The following is a 23872-nucleotide window of genomic DNA, read 5'->3' as shown; positions in this document are numbered from 1 at the left end:
AAACGATCATGTTCAAGCCTATGGCCCTGGCCGCTGCTGTGCTCGCTACTTTCAGCCTGAATGCCTTCGCGGCAAAAACCGAGTTGACGGTGTACACCGCCCTCGAAGCCGAACAGCTTAAGAGCTATAAGGAAGCGTTCGAAAAGGCCAACCCGGACGTCGAGATCAAGTGGGTGCGCGATTCCACCGGGATCATCACCGCCAAACTGCTGGCCGAAAAAGAGCGTCCACAGGCTGACGCGGTGTGGGGCCTGGCAGCATCGAGCCTGGCGATCCTCGATCAGCAAGGCATGCTGCAAAGCTATGCGCCGAAGGATCTGGGCAAGATCGGTGCGAACTACCGCGACGCCGCCAACCCGCCAGCCTGGGTCGGCATGGACGTCTGGGCCGCAACCATTTGCTTCAACACTGTCGAGGCCGAGAAACAAGGCCTGACCAAACCGGTGAGCTGGCAGGACCTGACCAAGCCTGAGTACAAAGGCAAGATCGTGATGCCGAACCCGGCCTCGTCCGGCACCGGTTTCCTCGACGTCAGCGCCTGGCTGCAAACCTTCGGCGAGAAGCAGGGCTGGGCTTACATGGACGGTCTGCACCAGAACATCGGCCAATACGTTCACTCCGGTTCCAAGCCTTGCAAACTGGCGGCCGCTGGCGAATTCCCGATCGGGATTTCCTTCGAATACCCGGCCGTACAGTTGAAACGCCAGGGTGCACCGCTGGACATCATCCTGCCGAAGGAAGGCCTGGGCTGGGAGATCGAAGCGACTGCCGTGATCAAAGGCACGCCGCACGAAGAGGCTGCGAAGAAACTGGCTGACTTCTCCGCCAGCGCCCCGGCGATGGATCTGTACAAGGAAAACTTCGCCGTCCTCGCCCAGCCGGGCATCGCCAAGCCGCAGACCGAACTGCCGGCCGACTACGAGCAGCGCCTGATCAAGAACGACTTTGCCTGGGCCTCGAAGAACCGCGACGAGATCCTGACCGAATGGCGCAAGCGCTATGACGGCAAGTCCGAGAAAGTCGCTGCCAAGTAACCAGACGTTTGACCGATCGTTCCCACGCGGAGCGTGGGAACGATCATTGGGGGCTTCATGACACAACACAAAGACTTGCTGATCGTCGGCGCCGGCATCCTGGGCCTGTCCCACGCCTATGCCGCCGCCCGGCGTGGTCTCAAAGTCACGGTTTTCGAGCGCACCGCTACGCCACTCGGCGCGTCGGTTCGCAACTTCGGCCAGGCACTGGTCACCGGTCAGCCACCGGGCCTGATGCTCGAACTGGCCAAGGCCAGCCGCGAGATCTGGGGTCAGTGGGCGCAGCTCGCCGGCCTGCAACTCAAGCGCAACGGCTCGTACCTGTTCGCCCGTACCGAGGCCGAAGAGCACTTGCTCGATGCCTTCTGCGTCGGGCGCGCCGTGGAGCACGACTATCGCGTCAACCTGTTGCGCGGTGCCGCATTACGAGATCTGTACGGCGGCCAGTTCAGCCATCACCGCGCCGCGCTGCACGGGATGGACGATCAACAACTGTATTCCCGGGAAGCGATTCCGGCGCTGATCGATTACCTGCGTCGCGAACTCAACGTCGAGTTCCACTTCTCGACGCTGGTGCGCGACGTCGAGCCGGGGAGGCTGCAAAGCACTGCCGGCACTTTTACCGCCGAGCAGATCATTGTCTGTTCCGGCCACGATTATCAGACCTTGCTGGCCGAGCCGATTGCCGCCCTCGACCCGCAGATCTGCCGCCTGCAAATGCTCCGCGCCCGGCCGCAGATCGACCTGAACTTGCAACATGCCTTGCTCACTGGCCTCAGCTGCGTGCACTACGGCGCCTTCGCCGACTTGCCGGAAGCCGCAGCGGTGCAGGCGCAAATCCTGCACGAGCAACCGCACCTGCAGGAAAACGGCATTCACCTGCTGATCAGCCCGACGCCGTATGGCGAACTGATCATCGGCGACTCGCACCATTACGGCAGCGATCCGTCGCCGTTCAACGCCGAGCAGGTCGACAACTGGATGCTCGAACTGGCCGAACAGACCCTCGGCTGCAAGGTGCAAGTGGTCGAGCGCTGGCAGGGTGTCTATGGTTCTCGGGGGCCGGGGCCGTTTTCGTTCCTGCGTCCGGCGCCGGGGCTGAGTGTGGCGTTGATGCACAGTGGCGTCGGCATGAGCGTCGGCCCGGCCATGGCCGAGCGCAACATCGCAACCTTGCTGGGAGAGGTTTGATGACGGGGCACGAACAGGTGATCGCCCGGGTCTTCGGGCTCTATGAGCGGTTCGGCGCCAGCGACTACATCGGCGAACCGGTGTCACAGATCGAGCACATGTCCCAGGCTGCGCAACTGGCCATCGCCGAAGGTTTTGACGATGAAGTGGTGCTCGCCGCGTTTTTCCATGACATCGGTCATTTGTGTGCCGAAGGTGCGGAGAACATGGGTGGTTACGGCGTCGTCAGTCACGAGCGCCTCGGTGCCGATTATTTGCGTGAGGCCGGATTCAGCGAACGCATGGCGCGTCTGGTGGAGTATCACGTCCAGGCCAAGCGTTATCTGACGCTCAGGGAATCGGGTTATTGCGACCGGTTGAGCGAAGCCAGCCGCCGCACCCTGGAATATCAGGGTGGGGTGATGACCGAGGCTGAAGCGGATGCGTTCGAGCAGGATCCGTTGTGCGCTGTGAGTCTTCGGATGCGCCAGTGGGATGAACTGGCGAAGGAAATGGCCGTGCCGGTGATGGATCTGGGCGTGCTGAAAGACAAAGCAGCTCGGTTGCTTGCTGCGTAAGTCTTTGAACTGACCTGACCCCATCGCTGGCAAGCCAGCGATGGGGTCAGGTCAGGCACTAGAGCTCTGTGGCCAAAGACTCAATCTGCTCCTGCCGCTCAGCCTGATTCAGCTTCGGATGCGGATTGAGCGACGACCACTGTGGATGCGCCCGGGCCTTGCCCAATGCTTCGGGCAGCTTGCCTTCGCGCCAGGTCTTGTCCTGTGGCGTCGCCACCTGAATGCTGTCCAGCGCCGCATGGCCACGGGCATTCAACGCTTGCAGCAGTTGCCGTTGACGCAGTGCCAGCAGGCGCAACACGTTGTCGTCGACCGTCAGCTCCCTTTGTCCCTTGATCTTGCCCAGCAGGCGATTGCCGTAGCTGCGGGCGGTTTGCAGGGCGCCGCCGGCAATTGCGCCGGCCAGGGCGGCGGCGCCGAGGGTGATGCCGCCCACCAGCAGATCCACCCCGGCGCCGGCCGCCGCACCGGCCGCAATCCCGCCGCCGACCCGCACGCCCAGTTGCTTGAGGGTTTCCGGATTGAACAGGTCATCGCCCCAACGCCCGTCGAGCAGCGGCAAATCACTGGCCGCGGCGTCTTGCGGTCGGAAGGCGTAGAGCTTGAGCAGCGCTTCGACGCATTTCTGCTCGCGTTGGCGCACGGCCTTGCGCAGTTCGCTGATGGCCTGTTGTTCCTGTTCGGCGTTGCTCGCCACACTGCGCCGGCACGCGGCGCAGTCGATCAACAATTCGGCGATCAGGCGTGCGGCACTTTGTTCGCGGGCGAGGCGTTGGGCCTGTTGATCGGCGATCAGGCGTTCAAGTTGTGGGCGGGCATTTTCCAGCAACAGTGCGAGGCTTTCATACAACCGCCGCTCGCCGTCCTCGGGCGGGGCGACGCTGTCGAAACGCACCAGCGCATGCAGGCCGAGACGCGCCAGCGCTTCACGCCAGTCCGGTTCGCGGTGATTGGCGCTGCTGACGAAATTCAACACCGGTAGCAACGGCTTGCCGCAACTGGCCAGCACCTCCAGTTCATCGCGGTACTTGGCCAGCACCGGCTCGCGAGCATCGATCACATACAGGCCGGCGTCGGAGTCGAGCAGTTGCCGCAACACTTTGGCTTCCTGTTCGAAACGCTGGCGCGCTTCGCTACCGTCAAGAAACCGCGCCAGTCGCGCCGGGCCGTCGAGGCGTTCGCCGGGGCGTTCCAGGCGCTCGAGAAAATCCAGCAGGGCGATGGCGTCTTCCAGGCCCGGCGTGTCGTAGAGGTCAAGCAATGGTTCGCCATCCACCGACAACCGCGCGCCTTCGACATGCCGCGTGGTGCTCGGGCGATGGGAGACTTCGCCGAAACCGACATCGCGGGTCAGAGTGCGCAGCAGCGAAGTCTTGCCGACGTTGGTGTGACCGACCACGGCCAGTTTCAGCGGTGCTTTCCAGGCATCAGTCATGTCCGTGCTCCAGCCAGTTCAACGGGGCGCAATCGGCGAACGGCAGTTCGAGTTGTTGCAGCGCCACGTGCCAGTCGCCGAGGCGTTCGGCGTCCAGTCCTTGTCCCGGCGGCGCCTGCAACAGCCAGATTCGGGTCGCGGCGGCATTGCGCGCCAGCTCGGCGATCAGCGCCAGACTGCCGCGATCCGGCGAGCGCCGTGGATCGCAGGCAATCGCGAGACGCGCCGGCGGGAAACGGCTGAGCTGTTCAAGCAGTTTGTTGCGTGATTCACGACTGTCGAGGATGCCGGCGTTGCTGACGTTTTTCGGCAGCGTCGGTGGCCATGGGTGTTGATCGTCGAGTTCGATTGCTACGAGTAATGCGCCTTCGCTGGCGTGTTCGCCGACTGAGCTTTCGACGCGGTGCAGTTGCGCAGGCTCAGGGTCGGTAATGCCCAGGCGTTCGCTGGTCGGCATCAGGCGTTCGCGCAGTTGGGCGTAGCCGGGCAGGTTCAGGTCCAGACGCAACGCAGCGTTGCCGCTGTTCCAGCGCCAGAAGCAAAACAGCGCCAATAGCAGGCGCGGCAGCACGCCGTACACCACCAGCACGCCGACCAGCCAGGTTGCCCAGGCTTGACGGGCGTTTTCGATGTTCAGCGCGGTGTCGCCGCTGGCGCGGATCATTTCGACGGTCGGTACGTTGAAGCCCAGCAGCGCCGGCAACGCGCCTAGGGTCTGGGTCATGTTGATGAAGGTGTCGGCACTGAGAATCGTGGTTTCCCAGACGAAGCCGTAGCGCCGGGTCGCCATCAGCGTCAGCAGCAAAACCAGCGCGCTGAACATCGCCAGCAGCCACAGGCCATTGACCAGCGAGCCGAGCGCCCAGCGATTGAGCTTCTTGCGTTGCAGCATCAACAGCAGGGCCGGCGCCAGTTGCGCAGCCTTGGCATCGCGGGCGAGTTTTTCACTGAGCCACAGCCACAAGCGGCCAAGGGTGGCACCGTGTTCGCCAGCGAAGATCAGCCCCAGGGCCCAGCTCAACAGCAAAATCAGGTTCAGCCCGAGCAGGCTGCCCAGCGCCCAGAACACATTGACCGGCGTCTGGCCCAGTGCGGCGAAAGCCAGGCCGGCGCCGCTCAGTACCGCGAAGATCGCCAGCAGCACCAGCGCCAGACGGGCGCCTTGCAGCCAGTGCTTGAGCGCAGAGGTCAGGCCATCGCGCTCGGCCAGCCACAAGGCCCGGCGTTGAATGCGGCTCGGCAGATCGCCGCCGGCCGCGCGGGCCAGGCGATTGGCTTCCAGATCGTCCAGCGGGCCTGCGTGTTCTTCGCGCAGGCGCACGGTTTCGGTGAGCCAGAGGTTTTGCAGTGGAGTCAGTTCAGTCACGCGGCATCCCGTTGCTTGATTGAGCCGTGAGCATAACCGCTGTGGCGCTTATCGGGGTAAGGGCGGCTCTGGTATCCTCGCCGGCATGACTAAATCACTCCCCCTCAGCCTGATCGCAGCCCTCGGTGAAAACCGCGTGATCGGCGTCGACAACAGCATGCCCTGGCACCTGCCGGGGGACTTCAAATACTTCAAGGCCACGACGCTCGGCAAGCCGATCATCATGGGCCGCAAGACCTGGGATTCGCTGGGTCGTCCGTTGCCGGGCCGTTTGAATATCGTGGTCAGCCGTCAGGCCGATCTGGTGCTGGAAGGGGCGGAAGTCTATCCGTCGCTGGAAGCTGCCGTGGTTCGCGCCGAAGAGTGGGCGAAAGAGCAGGGCGTCGACGAATTGATGCTGATTGGCGGGGCGCAACTGTATGCGCAGGGGCTGGCGCAGGCGGATCGCTTGTATCTGACCCGTGTGGCACTGAGCCCGGAAGGCGATGCGTGGTTTCCGGAGTTCGATCTCAACCAGTGGAAGCTGGTGTCGAACGTGCCGAATCCGGCTGAAGGCGACAAACCGGCTTACAACTTCGAAGTCTGGGAGCGGGTTTAGCTCAATTGATCGTTCCCACGCTCCTGCGTGGGAATGCCTCTAGGGACGCTCCGCGTCCAGTGACGCAGAGCGTCACGGGCTGCATTCCCACGCGGAGCGTGGGAACGATCAGCGAGGGAGCACGCTCCCTCGCTACAACGTCAATCAAGCCTGAGCAAGCTCCGCATGCTCATCGGCATCCAGCAGGGCCTTGTCGGTCTGCTGCATCACCTGGCTGGTAATCGCGCCAGCGGTGATCGAACCACTCACGTTCAGCGCCGTACGACCCATGTCGATCAGTGGCTCGACCGAAATCAGCAACGCCACCAGCGAAACCGGCAAGCCCATGGCCGGCAGCACGATCAGTGCCGCGAAAGTCGCACCGCCACCCACGCCCGCCACACCGGCCGAACTCAAGGTCACGATCGCCACCAGCGTCGCGATCCACAGTGGATCCAGCGGGTTGATGCCGACCGTTGGCGCAACCATCACCGCCAACATTGCCGGGTACAGACCGGCGCAGCCGTTCTGGCCGATGGTCGCACCGAACGATGCGGCGAAGCTGGCAACCGATTGCGGAATGCCCAGACGACGGGTCTGCGCTTCGATGCTCAGCGGGATGCTCGCGGCGCTGGAGCGACTGGTGAACGCGAAGGTCAGCACCGGCCAGATCTTGCGGAAGAAGCGCAGCGGGTTGATCCCGGCCGCCGACACCAGCAGGCCGTGCACCACGAACATCAGGCCCAGACCGAGGTACGACACCACCACAAAACTGCCGAGTTTGATGATGTCTTGCAGGTTGGAACCCGCCACCACTTTGGTCATCAGCGCCAGCACGCCGTACGGGGTCAGCTTCATCACCAGACGCACCAGACGCATCACCCAGGCTTGCAGGGTGTCGATGGCGTTGATCACTTTCTGACCTTTCTCGACGTCATCCTTGAGCAGTTGCAGCGCGGCAACCCCCAGGAACGCGGCGAAGATCACCACGCTGATGATCGACGTCGGCTTGGCCCGGGCCAGGTCGGCGAACGGGTTCTGCGGGATGAACGACAGCAGCAGTTGCGGCACATTCAGGTCGGCGACCTTGCCGGCGTAGTCGGTCTGAATGGTTTGCAGACGGGCCATTTCCTGAGTGCCGGCGACCAGGCCTTCGGCGGTCAGGCCGAACAGATTGGTCAGGCCGATACCGATCAGCGCCGCAATCGTGGTGGTGAACAGCAGTGTGCCGATGGTCAGGAAGCTGATCTTGCCCAGCGATGAAGCGTTGTGCAGACGGGCCACGGCGCTGAGGATCGAGGCGAACACCAGCGGGATCACGATCATTTGCAGCAGTTGCACGTAACCGTTGCCGACCAGGTCGAACCAGCCGATCGAGGCTTTCAGCACCGGGTTGCCGGCACCGTAAATCGTGTGCAGCGCGACGCCGAATGCCACGCCCAGCACCAGCGCGAGCAGGACTTTTTTCGCCAGGCTCCACGAGGTGTGACGGGTTTGCGCCAGGCCGAAGAGCAGGGCGAGGAACACCAGCAAGTTGAGAATCAGAGGCAGATTCATGAGGACTCCAGAAAAGACTGTGCCAACAACCTTCCGGGGCTGTTGCGAACCGGCAAGCCTAACAGTTTGATTTCCAATGAATTAATACCGAAATCGAAGGTCGTCCGTCGTTTTTGGAATAAGCGTGTGTCGCTCTCGGGGATGCAACTGGCGCGGAAGGGACGCGGACGGTCGCTGACAGACGAGGACTGTCACATTTATTTGTTAGCGTCGATTTCTTTGACTCAGGGAGAAGTGTCCATGAAGTTTGCACCGAAATTTCTGGCTGTCGCGCTGACTGTGGGGATGGGCCTGGCCACTCAGGCGTTCGCCACCGACCTGAAACACTGGCCGGCGGATCAGGCCAAGGCGCTGGACGCGATGATTGCCGCCAACGCCAACAAGGGTAACTACGCGGTGTTCGACATGGACAACACCAGCTACCGCTACGACCTCGAAGAGTCGTTGCTGCCGTTCATGGAAAACAAGGGCCTGATCACCCGCGACAAACTCGACCCCTCCCTGAAACTGATGCCGTTCAAGGACACCGCCGACTACAAGGAAAGCCTGTTCAGCTACTACTATCGCCTCTGCGAAGTCGACGACATGGTCTGCTATCCATGGGTCGCGCAGGTGTTCTCCGGTTTCACCCTCAAGGAACTCAAAGGCTACGTCGATGAGCTGATGGCGTCGGGCAAACCGGTGCCGGCGACTTATTACGATGGCGATGTGGTGAAGAACCTCGACGTCCAGCCGCCGAAAGTCTTCGCCGGTCAGGCCGAGTTGTACAACAAGTTGATGGAGAACGGCATCGAGGTCTACGTGATGACCGCCGCCTCCGAAGAACTGGTGCGGATGGTCGCGGCCGATCCGAAGTACGGCTACAACGTCAAACCGCAGAACGTGATCGGTGTATCGCTGCTGCTCAAGGATCCAAAGACCGGCGAACTGACCACCGCGCGCAAGCAGATCACCGCTGGCAAGTATGACGAGAAGGCCAACCTCGGCCTGGAACTGACGCCTTACCTGTGGACCCCGGCGACCTGGATGGCCGGCAAGCACGCGGCGATCCTGACCTACATCGACGAATGGAAAAAACCGGTGCTGGTGGGCGGCGACACCCCGAGCAGCGACGGCTACATGCTGTTCCACAGCGTCGACGTGGCCAAGGGCGGCATTCACCTGTGGGTCAACCGCAAGGACAAGTACATGACCCAGCTCAACGGCATGATGGCCAAACACGCAGCGGCGCAGGCGAAGGAAGGTTTGCCGGTGACGGCGGACAAGAACTGGGTGATCGTGAAGCCGGAAGAAATTCAGTAATCCTTTCTACGATGATCGTTCCCACGCAGAGCGTGGGAACGATCAAACTGAAGGAAACAAAATGCCCCGCACTTGGCGGGGCATTTTGTTTCTGCGATTTGACGCTTACAGCCCGTCGAGCATCGCCTTGTTACGCACCGCACCCTTGTCGGCGCTGGTGGCCAGCAGGGCGTAGGCCTTGAGGGCGGTGGTCACTTTGCGTGGACGGATTTCCACCGGTTTCCAGCCCTTCTTGTCCTGCTCGACCCGGCGTGCCGCCAGTTCCTCGTCGCTGATCAACAGGTTGATCGAGCGGTTCGGAATGTCGATCAGCACCTTGTCACCGTCCTGCACCAGACCGATCGCGCCGCCGGCTGCAGCTTCTGGCGAAGCGTGGCCGATGGACAGGCCGGAGGTGCCGCCGGAGAAACGGCCATCGGTCAGCAGGGCGCAGGCTTTGCCCAGGCCTTTGGATTTCAGGTACGACGTCGGGTAGAGCATTTCCTGCATGCCCGGGCCGCCTTTCGGGCCTTCGTAGCGAATGATGACGATGTCGCCTTCCTTCACTTCGTCGGCGAGGATGCCGCGCACGGCACTGTCCTGGCTTTCGAAGATCTTCGCGTTGCCTTCGAAGACGTGGATCGATTCATCGACGCCGGCGGTTTTCACCACGCAGCCGTCCAGGGCGATGTTGCCGTACAGCACGGCCAGGCCGCCTTCTTTCGAATAGGCGTGCTCGAAGCTGCGGATGCAGCCGTTTTCACGGTCGTCGTCCAGGGTTTCCCAACGGGTCGACTGGCTGAACGCGGTCTGCGTCGGAATGCCTGCCGGGCCGGCCTTGAAGAAGTGGTGTACGGCTTCATCGTCGGTCTGGGTGATGTCCCACTTGGCGATGGCTTCTTCCATGCTGCGGCTGTGCACGGTCGGCAGGTCGGTGTGCAGCAGGCCGCCACGGGCCAGCGAACCGAGGATGCTGAAGATGCCGCCGGCGCGGTGCACGTCTTCCATGTGGTACTTCTGGATGTTCGGCGCGACTTTGCACAGTTGTGGCACTACGCGCGACAGGCGATCGATGTCGCGCAGGTCGAACGCGATCTCGGCTTCCTGGGCAGCGGCCAGCAAGTGCAGGATGGTGTTGGTCGAGCCGCCCATGGCGATGTCGAGCATCATCGCGTTCTCAAACGCCTTGAAGTTGGCGATGTTGCGCGGCAGTACCGACTCGTCGTTCTCGCCGTAGTAGCGTTTGCACAGTTCGACGATGGTGCGGCCGGCCTGCAGGAACAGCTGTTCGCGGTCACTGTGGGTGGCGAGGGTCGAACCGTTGCCCGGCAATGCGAGGCCCAGGGCTTCGGTCAGGCAGTTCATCGAGTTGGCGGTGAACATGCCGGAGCACGAACCGCAGGTCGGGCAGGCGCTGCGCTCGTACTCGGCAACCTTCTCGTCAGAAGCGCTGGAGTCGGCAGCGATGACCATGGCGTCGACGAGGTCGAGACCGTGGCTGGCCAGTTTGGTCTTGCCGGCTTCCATCGGGCCGCCGGAGACGAAGATCACCGGAATGTTCAGGCGCAGGGCGGCCATCAGCATGCCCGGGGTGATCTTGTCGCAGTTCGAGATGCAGACGATGGCGTCGGCGCAGTGGGCGTTGACCATGTACTCGACGGAGTCGGCGATGATCTCGCGGCTCGGCAGCGAATACAGCATGCCGTCGTGGCCCATGGCGATGCCGTCGTCCACGGCGATGGTGTTGAATTCTTTCGCCACGCCACCGGCGCGTTCAATTTCACGGGCAACCAGTTGGCCCAGGTCCTTCAGGTGAACGTGGCCCGGTACGAACTGGGTGAAGGAGTTGGCAATCGCGATGATCGGCTTCTTGAAGTCGTCATCTTTCATCCCGGTGGCGCGCCACAGTGCGCGGGCGCCGGCCATGTTGCGGCCGTGGGTGGATGTTTTCGAACGGTAATCTGGCATGGAGCACTCCGGGCGGCTAATCACTTACTAATCAGGTGCAAAAGGGGAGTGAGCTTCTATTGACGTCTGGAACACTCAGAAATGGCCGTGTGTCCTGAAGTTGCCGATGACGTTGCGGGATCGCCGCTGGTCTCAGCCTGAGCTCATAAACCCGCCGGGGATGAATGGCGATGAATCTCGCGATTCTACACCGCTGGCGTCAGGAGGGAATGGCGCAAAACGTTGTTCCAGCGCTGACGCCCCGTGCGGAATGACGACTGGCAGGTTTAATCGCCGCCCGGCTGTGCGATGGCACCGGTTTGCAGGATTCTGGCGCGACGGCTGATCCGGTTGTTCAAGGCGAGCGCCACACCACTGAGCAAGACAAAGCTGTAGCCCAGGGTGGATTGCAGGTTGGTCGGGCTCAGACTGATCAAGGCACTGATCAAACCGCCGCAGATGAAAATGATCGTGCTGCCGGCCGAGGCCGAGGTGCCGGCGATGTCCGGAAACAGGCCCATGGCCCGTGAGGTGGCGGCCGGTCGGGCGATGGTGGTGCCGGCGGTGCAGATCAGCATCGGGATCAGCACTGTCGCCGGAGCCAGTGCAAAGCTCGACGACAGGTACAGCATGGTCACACCGGCGAACAGGATCAGGCTCAAACCGACGACCATCTGCTGGCCGCTGGTGATGCGCCTGCTCAGCACGCTGGCGAGGATGCCCCCGGTGACGTACGCCGCACCGTAGATCAGCAGGATCAAGGAAAATTCGTAGGCGGACAATTGCAGCCGGTCCATGAAGATCAGCGGCGAGATCACGATGAATGAAAAGTGGCAGGCGAACGCGAATGCCGAAATCAGCCAGTAGCCGACGAAGTCGAAATCCCCCAGCACCCGACGGTAAGCCGTGAGGAAGTTCGTGCTTGTGCCTCGGGTGGTCGGTCGGGTGTTCTCCAGAAACAGACAGGCCTTGAGCAGCACTACGGCGGATAATGTGATGAACACCCAGAAGCTGCCTCGCCAGCCCAACGTTGCCTGCATGAAAGTCCCTGCCAGCGGTGATACCGAGATGAAAATCCCGCCGGCGGTGACCATCAGGATTCGCAGGCGATCGCGTTCCTCGCCTTCGAACAGATCCTGGACCAGCGCCTGGGACAGCACGAAGCAACCGCAACCCAGCGCCTGAACGACCCGGAATATCAGGAACAGCGAATAGTCCGAGGTCATTACACACCCGAGGGCACCGAGCATTGAAACGCTCATGCCGGCGAGCAGCAGCCCCTTGCGACCGATCACATCCGACAGCGGCCCGATCAGCAACTGGGCGAAGGCGATACCGACGGCGAACAGGCTGATGGACAGTGCGATGTCCGCCGGAGTGCTGCGAAAGTGTTCGGCTAGCGCCGGGAACGAAGGCAGCAGGACATCCAGCGGAAATACACCCAGCAACACCATCGCCAGCAACAGGCTGACGGCCCCGCGACGTTGTCGGGTCGTCATCCCGGATTTTCCTTTATCCATCGATCAATCCTGCCTTGGCGAAAAGTATCTGGTTTTGAGGTTCAGTGAAAAATCCGGCTTTCTTCAGTGCATTCAACGTGGCGACGCTGCCTGCCCGTGCGCGCGATCGGGTGGCTTGCACTGTTACCAGCTTGCCGAGTATCTCCGTCACGACGCTGTCTGCGATCCCGGCGTTGCACAGGCTTTGCTGCAGCCACGGTTCATCGATTTCGAAGAAGATCCCGAGGATCTCAAGCAGGGTGGCGGCGGCGAAGGTTCGTTGTTGCGCGCCCAGGTGCAGCCAGAGGTAGTGGAACACTTCAGTGAAGTAGCGACTGTGGCGCGCTTCGTCCGTGAGGTGATCGCGCAGCATGTCGTTGACCCCGGACACCAGGCTGTCCCGGCAGACGTCGAGCAGCTCCCGGGCAATGATGGTTTCCGAGACGAAGCCGAGCAGGAACCCTGTCAGCGGTCGCTGCTCTTGAGGCGTTCTGGCGATCAGCCCGTCCATCCGCGTGATGCGCCTGGGCATCACCGGGCGCCCTGTGATGGCGTAGAACCCGGCGATCTGTTCCGCGACCTGATGGGAAAACAGGGCGTGGTAGCCCTCATCGGTGTAGAGCTGCAGTGCGGCGGTTTTCATGGATGGCAGAAGATCGACCGGCAGTTCGCCGTGGACGATGACTTCGACGGCGCGATTGACGATGCGGTGTTCAAGTAACGTGGTGTAGTCGAGAAAATGCACCAGATGACTGGCCGTGAGCCGATGCACTACCGAACGGCCCGCCGCTTCGATGGCCGGGTGGGCAAGATAGGGCAGAAATGCCGGCGGGAACCAATGACGGGTTTCCAGTTGTTGCGCGATGTCAGCCGGCAAGCGGTAATCGTGGGCGCTGGTACGCACCGAAGCGCGGGTGTTCCAGTCGCCCAGTGAAAACTCGAAGGCCGGGGCTTGGGAGAGAAGGCTCATGCTTGCGACTCACGCAGCAGGTCGCGCATTTCCTGGCACATCGCCTGACCGTCGCTTTCGCCGCAACCGACAAAGAACAGCGGTTGCTCGGTAGCGTTCTCCAGTTGCAGCAATGTGTCGACCTGATCGTCGGCGAATGCGCCTGTCAGCCAGGTGTTCATGCCTAGCGCGGTGGCGGCCAGTTGAAACGTCTGTGAAAGATGCCCGGCCTCGACGAACGCCATTCGGTAGGCGCGCGAGTGGGGATACTTCCACCAGAGCCTGTCGAAACGGGCGGTGATGAACAGGCCCAGTGGCAGGTTGTTGATGAAGTGCTGGCCTCCCAGCAGATTGCCCAGCGCTGTGTCGGGCGACGGGTTGATCAGGCTCAAGGCGTGTTCGGTCGGGTGATAGGCATATACGCCAGGTGCCAGTCCTTCGACGTTCTGGATCAGCAGGTAACCTTCGCAGGCATTGAGCCCGCCACCGGAAGGGCTGCTGCGGCGGGCGTCGAGTCCTTCGGCGACGCTGTCGTCGCCTTCGCGCTCGCGCAGGTATCCGAGGGTCAGGTAGAGCAAAGTGCCGACATCTTTCAGCGCGATGGAAGAGCCGGTGAAGGACCGGCAGGTTTTTCGCCGGGTCAGGGCGTTCGACAGACTGTCGTCATTCAATGTCGACGGCGCGGGGAGAGCGATGCGTCTGCCTGGGGGGCGCTCAGCCGTGTCATCGGCCGGGGGCGAGGAGGCGAGCACTTCGTTGCAATGTTCCAGGTATTGTCTGGCCCATTCATGAATGTTGTCCGGAATATATTCGCAGGGAATGTTGCGGGTGCCGATGTGATAAATCTTCGACAGTTCATCCCAACCCCAGACGGGGTTGTTTATTGCCGATACTGTCAGTATCCCGGCATTGAGTAACTGTGTATCTATGATGTTGTCGTTGTCGTACAGCTCGGGGTTGTGGATTAGTTGTGCCAGGCGAGATGAATAGTCCAGATCGAGTTCATGTTGCGTGTGATCTTTATAGTTCCAGACTATTTGTCCTGGCGTGCGCGGCAATATGAATAGATAGGGATTTATTTGCATGTTAAGGCAAGGCTCTCTGGATAGGTCATCAAAGACGCTGGGTAGCCGGCAATACCCAGCGCCGCCTTACTTATCGGGTTTTAGGTGCAACCAGAAAAGCCAGGTTTGCGATTTTGCGGGATTCCAGAGTAATTGCTTTCATGTTTGAACTCCTTGTTCATTGAGGCTTCGTTATTTGTTGAGTGCCACCTCGTGGTGACGACTTAATAATAGTTTGTAATGGATTAATCGCAAGTGGATATTAAGTAGGAATATTCCAGTAATTTTGTCGGAGTGATCTTTCGCTTGAAAAGGTCTTGTAAGTTAGATATTGGTAAATGATGAATGTAAGGAAAAGTCCTGCATGTTGATCGGACGATAAATGTAGGAAAACCAATAACGGAAGGCAAAAAGAAGGGGAGCCAACGGGCTCCCCTTCTTTTATACATCGATACCGTTAGCTGTTGGGCAGCAGACGGCAGGTGATGCTCTTGATGTAGCGGGTTTCCGGAATGGCCGGGTGCACCGGGTGATCCGGGCCCTGACCACCACGCTCCAGCAGCTGGATGTTGCGGTCCAGGTGACGGGCGCTGGTCAGCAGGATGTTCTGCAGGTCGTCTTCCGGCAGGTGCATCGAGCACGAAGCGCTGAACAGGATGCCGTCCTTGTTGAGCAGGCGCATGGCTTGCTCGTTCAGGCGGCGGTAGGCGCCTTCACCGTTTTTCATGTCCTTCTTGCGTTTGATGAACGCAGGCGGGTCGGCAACGATCACGTCGAAGCGTTCTTCGCTGGCCTTGAGTTCCTTCAGGGCTTCGAAGACGTCGCCTTCGATGCAGGTCATCTTGTCGGCGAAGCCGTTCAGCGCGGCGTTGCGTTCAACACCGTCGAGGGCAAAACCCGAGGCATCGACGCAGAACACTTCGCTGGCGCCGAATGCGGCAGCCTGCACACCCCAGCCACCGATGTAGCTGTAGAGGTCCAGCACGCGTTTGCCTTTGGCGTAAGGGGCCAGGCGCGCGCGGTTCATGCGGTGGTCGTAGAACCAGCCGGTTTTCTGGCCCTGAATCACCGGGGCTTCGAATTTCACGCCGTTCTCTTCCAGCGCCACCCACTCCGGCACCAGGCCGAACACGGTTTCGGTGTAGCGCTCGAGGCCTTCGGCATCACGGGCGGCGGAATCGTTCTTGAACAGGATGCCGCTTGGCTTGAGCACTTGGGTCAGCGCCGCGATCACGTCATCTTTATGCGCTTCCATGGTCGCCGAAGCGATCTGCACCACGAGGATGTCGCCGAAACGGTCGACCACCAGACCCGGCAGCAGGTCGGAATCACCGTAGACCAGACGATAGAACGGCTTGTCGAACAGGCGATCGCGCAGGGACAGGGCCACGTTCAGGCGATGCACCAGCAGCGACTTGTCCAGCGGCAGCTTGATGTCGCGCGACAGCAGGCGGGCGCAGATCAGGTTGTTCGGGCTCATGGCGACGATGCCCAGCGGCTTGCCGCCGGCGGCTTCGAGGATCGCCTGGTCGCCGGCCTTGAAGCCGTGCAACGGGGTCGCGGCCACGTCGATTTCGTTGCTGTAGATCCACAGGTGACCGGCGCGCAGGCGACGGTCGGCGTTGGCTTTGAGGCGCAAGCTAGGCAGGGACATGACGTCGCTCCGGAAAAAAGAGCGGGAGTATACCGTGTTGCGCTGCACGCGGGTTCGGTGCTGGACATGTGGCGCGTAAGCCCGGCCTGTCAGCGGATGAAGGCAGAATTGGCCAAATGGTCTTGAATGAAAGTTTCCGCCGATCTGTCCCCGATGTGTCGTTCGTCGGTTTTTAGGGGTTAGAATCGCCGCCTGTCCCAGAGTGTGTACTTATGTCCCAAGAGCTGACCACCGAACAGATTCAACAGTCCCTGCAAGGCATCAGCGTGCCTGCGCAACCGCAGATCATGGTGGATCTGCAAATGGAGCAGTACATGCCCGACCCGGATCTGGAGACGATCGCCAAGCTGATCTCCCAGGATCCCGGCCTGTCCGGCTCACTGCTGAAAATCGTCAACTCGCCGTATTACGGCCTGAGCAACAAGATCACTTCGATCAAGCGCGCGGTGAACCTGCTGGGCAGTCGTTCGATCATCAACCTGATCAACGCGATGTCGATCAAGGGCGAGATGAACGATGACACCATCGTCACCCTGAACCGCTTCTGGGATACCGCCCAGGACGTGGCCATGACCTGCCTGACCCTGGCCAAGCGCGTCGGCACCGAGGCGAGCGACGAGGCCTACGCATTGGGCCTGTTCCATGACTGCGGCGTGCCGCTGATGCTCCAGCGTTTCCCGGATTACATGAAGACACTCGAAGAGGCCTATGCCAACGCGGGTGCCGAACGCCGGGTTGTGGACACCGAGAACGATGTCTACAACACCAATCACTCGGTGGTCGGTTACTACACCGCCAAGTCCTGGCGCCTGCCGGAACACGTCAGCGCGGCCATCGCCAACCACCATAATGCGATGGCGATCTTCAGCGACGAGACTTCACGCAACAGCCAGATGAAAAACCTGCTGGCGATCCTGAAAATGGCCGAGCACATCTGCGCCTCGTATCGGGTGCTGGGCAACCAGACCGAAGACTTCGAATGGCAGGCCGTCGGGCCGCTGGTGCTCGAATACATCGGCCTCTCGGATTACGACTTCGAAACGTTGAAGCAGACGATCCGCGAACTTGGTGCACATTGATTTAGCAAACTGATTCGAGACACCCATGCCTGAATTGCCGGAAGTCGAAACCACCCGCCGCGGCATCGCCCCGCACCTGGAAGGCCAGCGCGTCAGCCGGGTGATCGTGCGTGACCGGCGGCTGCGCTGGCCGATTCCCGAAGACCTCGATGTGCGCCTGTCCGGGCAGCGCATCGTGCTGGTCGAGCGGCGCGCCAAGTATCTGCTGATCAACGCCGAGGTCGGCACGCTGATCAGTCACTTGGGCATGTCGGGCAATCTGCGGCTGGTTGAAGTCGGGCTGCCGGCGGCCAAACACGAGCATGTCGACATCGAGCTGGAATCCGGCCTGGCCCTGCGCTACACCGATCCGCGGCGCTTCGGCGCGATGCTCTGGAGTACCGACCCGCTCAATCACGAATTGCTGATTCGTCTGGGGCCTGAGCCGTTGACCGATCTGTTCGATGGCGAGCGGCTGTTCCAGTTGTCACGCGGGCGGTCGATGGCGGTCAAGCCGTTCATCATGGATAACGCAGTGGTGGTGGGCGTCGGCAATATTTACGCGACTGAAGCGCTGTTCGCCGCCGGTATCGATCCGCGTCGAGAAGCCAAGGGCATTTCCCGGGCGCGCTATCTGAAGCTGGCAATCGAGATCAAGCGCATCCTCGCCGCCGCCATCGAACGTGGCGGCACCACGTTGCGCGATTTCATCGGTGGCGACGGGCAGCCGGGGTATTTCCAGCAGGAACTGTTTGTCTACGGGCGTGGCAACGAGCACTGCAAAGTCTGCGGCACCGGTTTGCGGGAAGTGAAACTGGGTCAGCGCGCCAGCGTCTTCTGTCCGCGCTGCCAAAGCTGAGCGCAAAAGCTGAAAAAGTCCTACGGTCTATAGTGAGTTGTCTCACTGTTCAACCCGAAGGATCGTGCCATGAAATCCTCGCAAGCCCTGTTTCTCGCACTGCTGCTGTGTTCCGGCCTGACCGTTCATGCCACGGAAGGCGGCAGCGGTGACCCGCGATACGCGATCCAGAATCCACCGGCCTACGCCATGATTGGCGATCTGCTGATTGCCCGCCCCTTGCTGGTGGCGGCGACGGTGATCGGTGCGGGGGCGTTTGTGGTGTCGTTGCCGTTTACCGCGCTGGGCGGCGGCGTCGGCGATGCGGGGGAGGCGCTGGTGGTGGCACCGGCGAAAGCGGCGTTCGTGCGCTGCCTGGGCTGTACCGGGGAAGGATTCGAGCAACGTGAATGACGCGATCGCAGCCTGGCGCTGCGATCGGGGTCAGAGGCTCAAGCCTTGCCGGTAATCTTGCGGTACTTCTCCATCAACTGTTCTTCAGTCTCCGGATGGGCTTCGTCCAGTGGAATGCAATCCACCGGGCAGACCTGCTGGCACTGCGGCTCGTCGTAGTGGCCGACGCACTGGGTGCACAGGTTCGGATCGATCACGTAGATCTCTTCGCCCTGGGAAATGGCGGCGTTCGGGCACTCAGGTTCGCAGACGTCGCAGTTGATGCAATCGTCGGTGATGATCAGGGACATGCTAACTCCAGCCGGGGCGGCGGGCCCGGGCGCAATAAATCAATGCGCGCAATTGTGCCGCATTGGCGCCCGCAGTGCACGCGGGCGCCGTTTGAACGGTCGTTACTTCTTGAAGCGCAGGGTCAGTGCGTCAGCCACCGCCGGGTGGACGAACTTGCTGATATCGCCGCCCAGGGCTGCAATTTCCCGCACCAGCGTCGAGGAAATGAACGAATAACGCTCGGACGGGGTGAGGAACAGGCTCTCCACATCCGGTGCCAGTTGGCGGTTCATGTTGGCCAGCTGGAATTCGTATTCGAAGTCCGACACCGCGCGCAAACCACGCAGGAACACATTGGCGTTCTGCTCTTTGGCGAAATGCGCCAGCAGCGTCGAGAAGCCGACCACTTCCACGTTCGGCAGGTGTTTGGTGACCTCGCGAGCCAGCTCGACCCGTTGTTCCAGCGGGAACAGCGGATTCTTCTTGGGGCTGGCGGCGACGGCGATGATCACATGGTCGAACAGGCGCGAGGCGCGTTCGACCAGATCGCCATGGCCCTTGGTAATAGGGTCGAAGGTACCTGGGTACAACACTCGGTTCATCGCGTCGTCCTGGCGGGAATCCGTTGGGGAGTCGGATGGTATCGCAGCCGTCCCGGTCGGCCAAGTCGCCTTTTGGGTAAGAAAGCACTATAGACGGTACGAATCTTCGGCTTTTTCACGGGTTTCTCAACCGTTCGCCGAGGGATGTCGCCAGTTGCGCCGTCAGACCATATACCGACAGCTGCGGGTTGGCGCCGATGCTGGTGGGGAACAGCGAGCCGTCATGAATCGACAGATTGCGCAGTTGATGATGCCGGCCAAGGCTATCGGTGACGGCGGTTTTCGGGTCTTCGCCCATCGCACAACCGCCCATGACGTGGGCGCTGCCCAGGCGTGTGCGGTACAGCTCAAGGCTCAAGCCGTCGATCATTTTGCGTGCCTCGGCCAGACTGTTCACGTAGCGCGCATCGGCGTGCATCGGCATCACCGCTTTGGCGCCACCGGCGAACTGGATTTCGGCCATGACGTGGAAGGCCCGGCGCAAACCGTCCCAGGCGTAGGACGACACCTGATAATCGAGCACCGGCGAGCCGTCGCCACGCAATTCGACACTGCCGCCCTGGCTGTCCTGATGAAAGCCGTCACGCAGCAACGCCAGCATGGCGTGGGTGTGCGGAAGATCCGCCATGTGCTGCGCGTTTTCCTGGCCGAAGCCGCCGAGCAGGGTGGCAGCCAGCGCCGGGTGCAGCGGCGGCACTTCGAGTTTGAAGGCCATCGGCCCGGTGGTGCCGTCCTTCCACTGGAAGTGGTCGGAGTAGATCGACTGCGGCGCGCCATAAAACGGGTTGATGACCTCGTCGAAGCGCCCGGCGGACATGTTCACCGGGTGCAGAAAGGTGCGTTTGCCGAGGCGCTGATGGGGATCCGGCGCATCCGAGCGCAGCAGCAGGGCAGGGCTGTTGATCCCGCCGCCGGCCAGCACGTAATGGCGGGCCTTGATCGTGATCTTGCGTCCGGTCGGCTCGACGCAGCGTTCGTCCATCGCCACGCATTGCAGCCCGCTCACCTTGTCGCCGCTGATCAAGAGCTTTTCGGCGCGGGCCAGATAAAGCAGTTCGCCGCCCTTTTCCAGGGTCGCCGGAATGGTCGTGACCATCATCGATTGCTTGGCGTTGGTCGGGCAGCCCATGCCGCAGTAGCCGAGGTTCCAGCAACCGCGCACGTTGCGCGGGATCACGTGCCAGCTGTAGCCCAGTTGTTCGCAGCCTTTGCGGATCACGTCGTTGTTGGCGTTGGGTGGGATCATCCATGGCGCAACGCCGAGGCGCTGCTCCATTTTTTCGAACCACGGCGCCATGTCGGCGGGGCTGTGGCCCTTGACGTTGTGTTCTTTGGCCCAGTGTTCGAGGGTCGGCTCGGGGGTTCGGAAGCTCGATGTCCAGTTGATCAGGGTGGTGCCGCCGACCGCGCGACCCTGAAGGATGGTGATCGCGCCGTCCTTGCTCATGCGGCCGATGCCTTCCTGATAGAGGCTGCTGTAGGCCTTGTCCTCCAGCATCTTGAAGTCGCTGCTGGTCTTGAGCGGACCTTCTTCGATCAGCAGCACTTTATAACCGGCGGCGCTGAGGATTTCCGCCGTGGTGCCGCCGCCGGCACCGCTGCCGATGATGGCCACGTCGGCTTCCAGAGTCAGGTCGTCGGTCAGTTGTGCGCCGTTGTAGGTTTTCCAGCCACGGGCAAGGCCTTCGCGAAACGGGTCAGGTACGGGCATCAATCAGGCTCTCTTATTATTGTTCGGGGGAGGCGCGCGTCTCAGACGGTGGGCGGGCCGGGATAACCGCAGTGCGCCCAGGATTCGGCGCGGGTGTACCAGGCCATCATCACCATTTGCTGCAGGGAGCTGTGGCCCATGCGAAGCAGGCTCAACGAGCTGTTTTCCCAGCGTTCGAGGAAGTGCCGGATCGCCTCGGGACTGGCGTTTTCCCAGCTGCCCCAGATTCCGGTCAGCGGTCCTCGGGTCACGGCCATGCCCAGCACGTCGAACAGTTGCCGGGTGAGTTTGAGCATTTCCGGCGACAGGTGATCGAGGCTGTAATCCAGGGACTTCAGCGCTCCGTCGACAGCGGCGGGCATATTCTCCACTGCGACGGCTCCCTCGAGCATCACCGGAATCAGCGCGCGCAGAAACAGCAGGTCACCGCTGCGCAACGTGGTGAATCCGTTGGCCGATACGCTCGACGAACAGCCGCTGAGGCTGGCGCCGAGGCCGGCGGTGGCGAGGAAAGCCGTGGCGCCCAGGCTGAATTTCAGCAGGCCACGGCGCGACAGTGCAGGTGTTTCGGTCAGGCTTGGGTGCATTGTTGTTATTACCCGGCGGTGACGTTAGCGAATGAACAGTTTCTGGATCAGTTTCTGAATGGATTTGCCGTACGGCGGGTAGATCAGCTTCGCCGCGTTGAAGCGCTGTTTAACCAGCACACCCTTGGCCTTGCTGAAGGTCAGGAAACCTTCGTGTCCGTGGTAATGGCCCATGCCCGATGGGCCGATACCGCCGAAGGGCATGTCGTCCTGGGCCACATGCAGCAACGTATCGTTGAGGCAGACGCCGCCGGAATGGGTTTCGTGGAGCACGCGCTTTTGTTCGCGTTTGTCGTAGCCGAAGTAGTAAAGAGCCAGAGGACGTGGCCGTTGATTGATGTAAGCAAATGCCTGATCCAGATCCTGATACGGCACGATCGGCAGCAGCGGGCCGAAGATTTCGTCCTGCATCACCGCCATCTCGTCACTGACATTCAGCAGCAGGCTGTGAGGCATGCGTCGGCCCTGGCCCTGGTCGAACAGCGGAATCAGCAGCGCGCCCTTGCTGGTGGCGTCGCTGAGGTAGCTGTTCAGCCGCGCCAATTGGCGCTCGTTGATGATGGCGGTGTAGTCCGGGTTGTCGGCGAGTGTCGGATAAAACCCGCGCACGGCCTGGCGATAGGCTTCGACGAAACCGCCGACCCGATCTTCCGGCACCAGCACGTAGTCCGGGGCCACGCAGGTCTGGCCGGCGTTGAGCGTCTTGCCGAAGGCGATGCGCTCGGCGGCGTCCTTGAGCGGCACATCGCGGGAGACGATGGCCGGGGATTTACCGCCCAGTTCGAGAGTCACTGGCGTGAGGTTTTCCGCCGCTGCGCGCATCACGTGCTTGCCGATGCTGGTGGCGCCGGTGAACAGAAGGTGATCGAAGCGCAGTTTCGAGAACGCCACGCCGACATCGGCCTCGCCGAGCACCACGCAAACCAGGTCTTCCGGGAAGATCCGCGCCAGCAATTCCTTGAGCAACAGGCCGGTGGCCGGGGTCGATTCGCTGAGTTTGAGCATCACCCGGTTGCCGGCCGCGAGGGCACCGGTCAACGGGCCCATGGCCAGGAACAGCGGGTAGTTCCACGGCACGATCACGCCGACCACGCCCAGCGGCTGATACACCACTTTTGCCGATGCCGGCTGGAAGGCGACACCCACTTTGCGCCGCGATGGCTTCATCCACTGGCTGATATGGCGGCTGGCGTAATGAATGCCATGCAGGCTCGGCATCAACTCGGCGAGCAGGGTTTCATCGGTGCTGCGGTGGCTGAAATCCGAACTGATCGCCTCGACCAGCGCCTGCCGTTCGCTGCTCAGCAGATCGCGCAACGCCTTGAGCCATTGCTGGCGCTGGGCGGCCGGCGGCATCGGGTTGGCGGCGTAGGCGGCGCGCTGCGCGTTGAACAACCGGTTGAGCTCTTCCAGCGGCTGTTGCAACGATTGCAGGTAGGCAATATCGGCGGTCATTGTCGGCTCCGGATTTGTTGTCGTGAGGAACTTTTTAGAGTCTATGCTCTAGAAAGTCAAATGACTTCCTTGTGCGTCATGGTTTTATCCCATTCCGGTTAGGTCGTAAGATGCCCCCCAACGCACTCTGAATTAAAGCTCAAGCCATGGCCCCACGGATCAAAACCAGCGAGCGCATCGTGCAGAACAGCCTCGAGCTGTTCAATCAGCAGGGCGAGCGCAGCATCAGCACCAACCACATCGCCGCTCACATGGAGATTTCTCCGGGCAACCTGTACTACCACTTCCCCAACAAGCAGGCGATCATCTCCGTGCTGTTCAGTGAGTACGAAAGCCTGGTGGACAGCTTCCTGCGCCCGCCTCAGGGGCGTGCGGCGACGGTCGAAGACAAGCGTTTCTATCTCAAGGAACTGTTGTCGGCGATGTGGCGCTACCGTTTCCTGCATCGCGATCTCGAGCACCTGCTCGACAGCGACCCGGACCTGGCCGGGCGTTACCGGCGCTTTTCCCAGCGCTGTGTGATTCAGGGGGCAGCAATCTATGAAGGCTTCGTCGCCGCCGGCATCCTCAAGATGGACCGGGTGCAGATCGAATCCCTGACCCTCAACGCGTGGATCATCCTCACCTCCTGGGTGCGCTTTCTGTGCACGACCCGGGAAAACTCCAATCACCTCAGCGAGCAGGCCATTAAACGCGGCGTGTATCAGGTGCTGGTGCTGGAAGCGGGGTTTGTCACCGAGCAGGCCCGCGATGAGGTCAACGCACTGTTCGAAGAATTCTACGTACCGTTGGCCCAGGCCCTCGAAGAAAGGTCCTGACCCATCCG

The 23872-nt window shown here is 61.4% G+C and carries 22 protein-coding genes; 9 read left to right on the top strand and 13 right to left on the bottom strand.

Going from position 1 to position 23872, the window contains the following annotated elements:
* The first annotated feature begins 8 nt into the window (after positions 1-8).
* The 3 genes from AC3WRD_RS03845 to AC3WRD_RS03835 are packed head-to-tail and all read left to right on the top strand — an operon-like array spanning position 9 to position 2782.
* Positions 9-1034, top strand: coding sequence for a putative 2-aminoethylphosphonate ABC transporter substrate-binding protein (locus AC3WRD_RS03845; protein WP_102619669.1), 1026 nt, complete (start codon positions 9-11; stop codon positions 1032-1034).
* A 57-nt stretch (positions 1035-1091) separates the two neighbouring features.
* Positions 1092-2225 (top strand): TIGR03364 family FAD-dependent oxidoreductase, encoded by a 1134-nt coding sequence (locus AC3WRD_RS03840; protein ID WP_102619670.1) that lies wholly within the window; start codon positions 1092-1094, stop codon positions 2223-2225.
* Positions 2225-2782, top strand: coding sequence for a phosphonate degradation HD-domain oxygenase (locus AC3WRD_RS03835; protein ID WP_102619671.1), 558 nt, complete (start codon positions 2225-2227; stop codon positions 2780-2782). The genes AC3WRD_RS03840 and AC3WRD_RS03835 overlap by 1 nt, the downstream gene beginning before the upstream one ends.
* A gap of 58 nt (positions 2783-2840) precedes the next feature.
* On the opposite strand, the gene AC3WRD_RS03830 is transcribed toward AC3WRD_RS03835, so the two are convergent.
* Together AC3WRD_RS03830 and AC3WRD_RS03825 are read right to left on the bottom strand one after the other, a co-directional pair.
* A complete protein-coding gene (locus AC3WRD_RS03830; protein ID WP_102619672.1) occupies positions 2841-4217 on the bottom strand; it encodes a GTPase/DUF3482 domain-containing protein in 1377 nt (458 codons plus the stop codon).
* A complete protein-coding gene (locus AC3WRD_RS03825; RefSeq protein ID WP_102619673.1) occupies positions 4210-5583 on the bottom strand; it encodes a DUF2868 domain-containing protein in 1374 nt (457 codons plus the stop codon). The genes AC3WRD_RS03830 and AC3WRD_RS03825 overlap by 8 nt, the downstream gene beginning before the upstream one ends.
* A gap of 85 nt (positions 5584-5668) precedes the next feature.
* Between AC3WRD_RS03825 and AC3WRD_RS03820 the strand changes: the two genes are divergently transcribed.
* Positions 5669-6181: a dihydrofolate reductase gene (locus AC3WRD_RS03820; protein ID WP_102619674.1), complete on the top strand. Its 513-nt coding sequence runs from the start codon at positions 5669-5671 to the stop codon at positions 6179-6181.
* Between the two features lie 144 nt (positions 6182-6325).
* Here AC3WRD_RS03820 and AC3WRD_RS03815 read toward each other — a convergent pair whose 3' ends face one another.
* Positions 6326-7717 carry an L-cystine transporter gene (locus tag AC3WRD_RS03815; protein WP_102619675.1) on the bottom strand — a complete coding sequence of 464 codons (1392 nt, stop codon included), beginning with the start codon at positions 7715-7717 and terminating at the stop codon, positions 6326-6328.
* 240 nt (positions 7718-7957) lie between these two features.
* On the opposite strand from AC3WRD_RS03815, the gene AC3WRD_RS03810 reads away from it, so the two are divergent.
* Entirely contained in the window at positions 7958-9019 is a 1062-nt protein-coding gene (locus AC3WRD_RS03810; RefSeq protein WP_102619676.1) for an HAD family hydrolase, read from the top strand.
* Positions 9020-9124: 105 nt separating this feature from the next.
* On the opposite strand, the gene ilvD is transcribed toward AC3WRD_RS03810, so the two are convergent.
* From ilvD to AC3WRD_RS03785, 5 genes are all read right to left on the bottom strand, one after another.
* Positions 9125-10966 (bottom strand): dihydroxy-acid dehydratase, encoded by a 1842-nt coding sequence (gene ilvD, locus AC3WRD_RS03805; protein WP_096817537.1) that lies wholly within the window; start codon positions 10964-10966, stop codon positions 9125-9127.
* 266 nt (positions 10967-11232) lie between these two features.
* The gene (locus AC3WRD_RS03800; protein ID WP_102619677.1) at positions 11233-12465 is read right to left on the bottom strand and encodes an MFS transporter; all 1233 of its coding nucleotides are present in this window, start codon (positions 12463-12465) and stop codon (positions 11233-11235) included.
* Entirely contained in the window at positions 12458-13414 is a 957-nt protein-coding gene (locus AC3WRD_RS03795) for a diiron oxygenase (protein ID WP_102619678.1), read from the bottom strand. The genes AC3WRD_RS03800 and AC3WRD_RS03795 overlap by 8 nt, the downstream gene beginning before the upstream one ends.
* Positions 13411-14478, bottom strand: coding sequence for a SagB family peptide dehydrogenase (locus AC3WRD_RS03790; RefSeq protein ID WP_102619679.1), 1068 nt, complete (start codon positions 14476-14478; stop codon positions 13411-13413). The genes AC3WRD_RS03795 and AC3WRD_RS03790 overlap by 4 nt, the downstream gene beginning before the upstream one ends.
* 436 nt (positions 14479-14914) lie before the next feature.
* Positions 14915-16111 carry a class I SAM-dependent rRNA methyltransferase gene (locus AC3WRD_RS03785; RefSeq protein WP_096817544.1) on the bottom strand — a complete coding sequence of 399 codons (1197 nt, stop codon included), beginning with the start codon at positions 16109-16111 and terminating at the stop codon, positions 14915-14917.
* A 266-nt stretch (positions 16112-16377) separates the two neighbouring features.
* Here AC3WRD_RS03785 and AC3WRD_RS03780 point away from each other — a divergent pair, with 266 nt between their 5' ends.
* From AC3WRD_RS03780 to AC3WRD_RS03770, 3 genes are all read left to right on the top strand, one after another.
* Positions 16378-17190 (top strand): HDOD domain-containing protein, encoded by an 813-nt coding sequence (locus tag AC3WRD_RS03780; protein WP_173861305.1) that lies wholly within the window; start codon positions 16378-16380, stop codon positions 17188-17190.
* Between the two features lie 25 nt (positions 17191-17215).
* The gene (gene mutM / locus AC3WRD_RS03775; RefSeq protein WP_102619680.1) at positions 17216-18028 is read left to right on the top strand and encodes a bifunctional DNA-formamidopyrimidine glycosylase/DNA-(apurinic or apyrimidinic site) lyase; all 813 of its coding nucleotides are present in this window, start codon (positions 17216-17218) and stop codon (positions 18026-18028) included.
* 69 nt (positions 18029-18097) lie between these two features.
* The gene (locus AC3WRD_RS03770) at positions 18098-18421 is read left to right on the top strand and encodes a multidrug transporter (protein WP_102619681.1); all 324 of its coding nucleotides are present in this window, start codon (positions 18098-18100) and stop codon (positions 18419-18421) included.
* A gap of 38 nt (positions 18422-18459) precedes the next feature.
* Here AC3WRD_RS03770 and AC3WRD_RS03765 read toward each other — a convergent pair whose 3' ends face one another.
* From AC3WRD_RS03765 to AC3WRD_RS03745, 5 genes are all read right to left on the bottom strand, one after another.
* On the bottom strand, positions 18460-18711 hold the full coding sequence (locus tag AC3WRD_RS03765) for a YfhL family 4Fe-4S dicluster ferredoxin (RefSeq protein ID WP_003195146.1): 252 nt from the start codon (positions 18709-18711) through the stop codon (positions 18460-18462).
* Between the two features lie 102 nt (positions 18712-18813).
* Complete coding sequence (gene coaD / locus AC3WRD_RS03760) at positions 18814-19293, bottom strand: pantetheine-phosphate adenylyltransferase (protein WP_003229157.1); 480 nt, start codon at positions 19291-19293, stop codon at positions 18814-18816.
* Between the two features lie 115 nt (positions 19294-19408).
* The gene (locus tag AC3WRD_RS03755; protein WP_102619682.1) at positions 19409-21004 is read right to left on the bottom strand and encodes a GMC family oxidoreductase; all 1596 of its coding nucleotides are present in this window, start codon (positions 21002-21004) and stop codon (positions 19409-19411) included.
* 41 nt (positions 21005-21045) lie between these two features.
* A complete protein-coding gene (locus AC3WRD_RS03750; RefSeq protein ID WP_102619683.1) occupies positions 21046-21591 on the bottom strand; it encodes a twin-arginine translocation pathway signal protein in 546 nt (181 codons plus the stop codon).
* A gap of 24 nt (positions 21592-21615) precedes the next feature.
* Positions 21616-23046, bottom strand: coding sequence for a coniferyl aldehyde dehydrogenase (locus AC3WRD_RS03745; protein ID WP_102619684.1), 1431 nt, complete (start codon positions 23044-23046; stop codon positions 21616-21618).
* A 146-nt stretch (positions 23047-23192) separates the two neighbouring features.
* Between AC3WRD_RS03745 and AC3WRD_RS03740 the strand changes: the two genes are divergently transcribed.
* Entirely contained in the window at positions 23193-23864 is a 672-nt protein-coding gene (locus AC3WRD_RS03740; protein WP_096817567.1) for a TetR/AcrR family transcriptional regulator, read from the top strand.
* Positions 23865-23872 lie beyond the last annotated feature (8 nt).

The organism is Pseudomonas sp. FW215-R2 (genome assembly GCF_058789255.1).
This window is presented reverse-complemented; position numbering and strand designations above follow the sequence as displayed.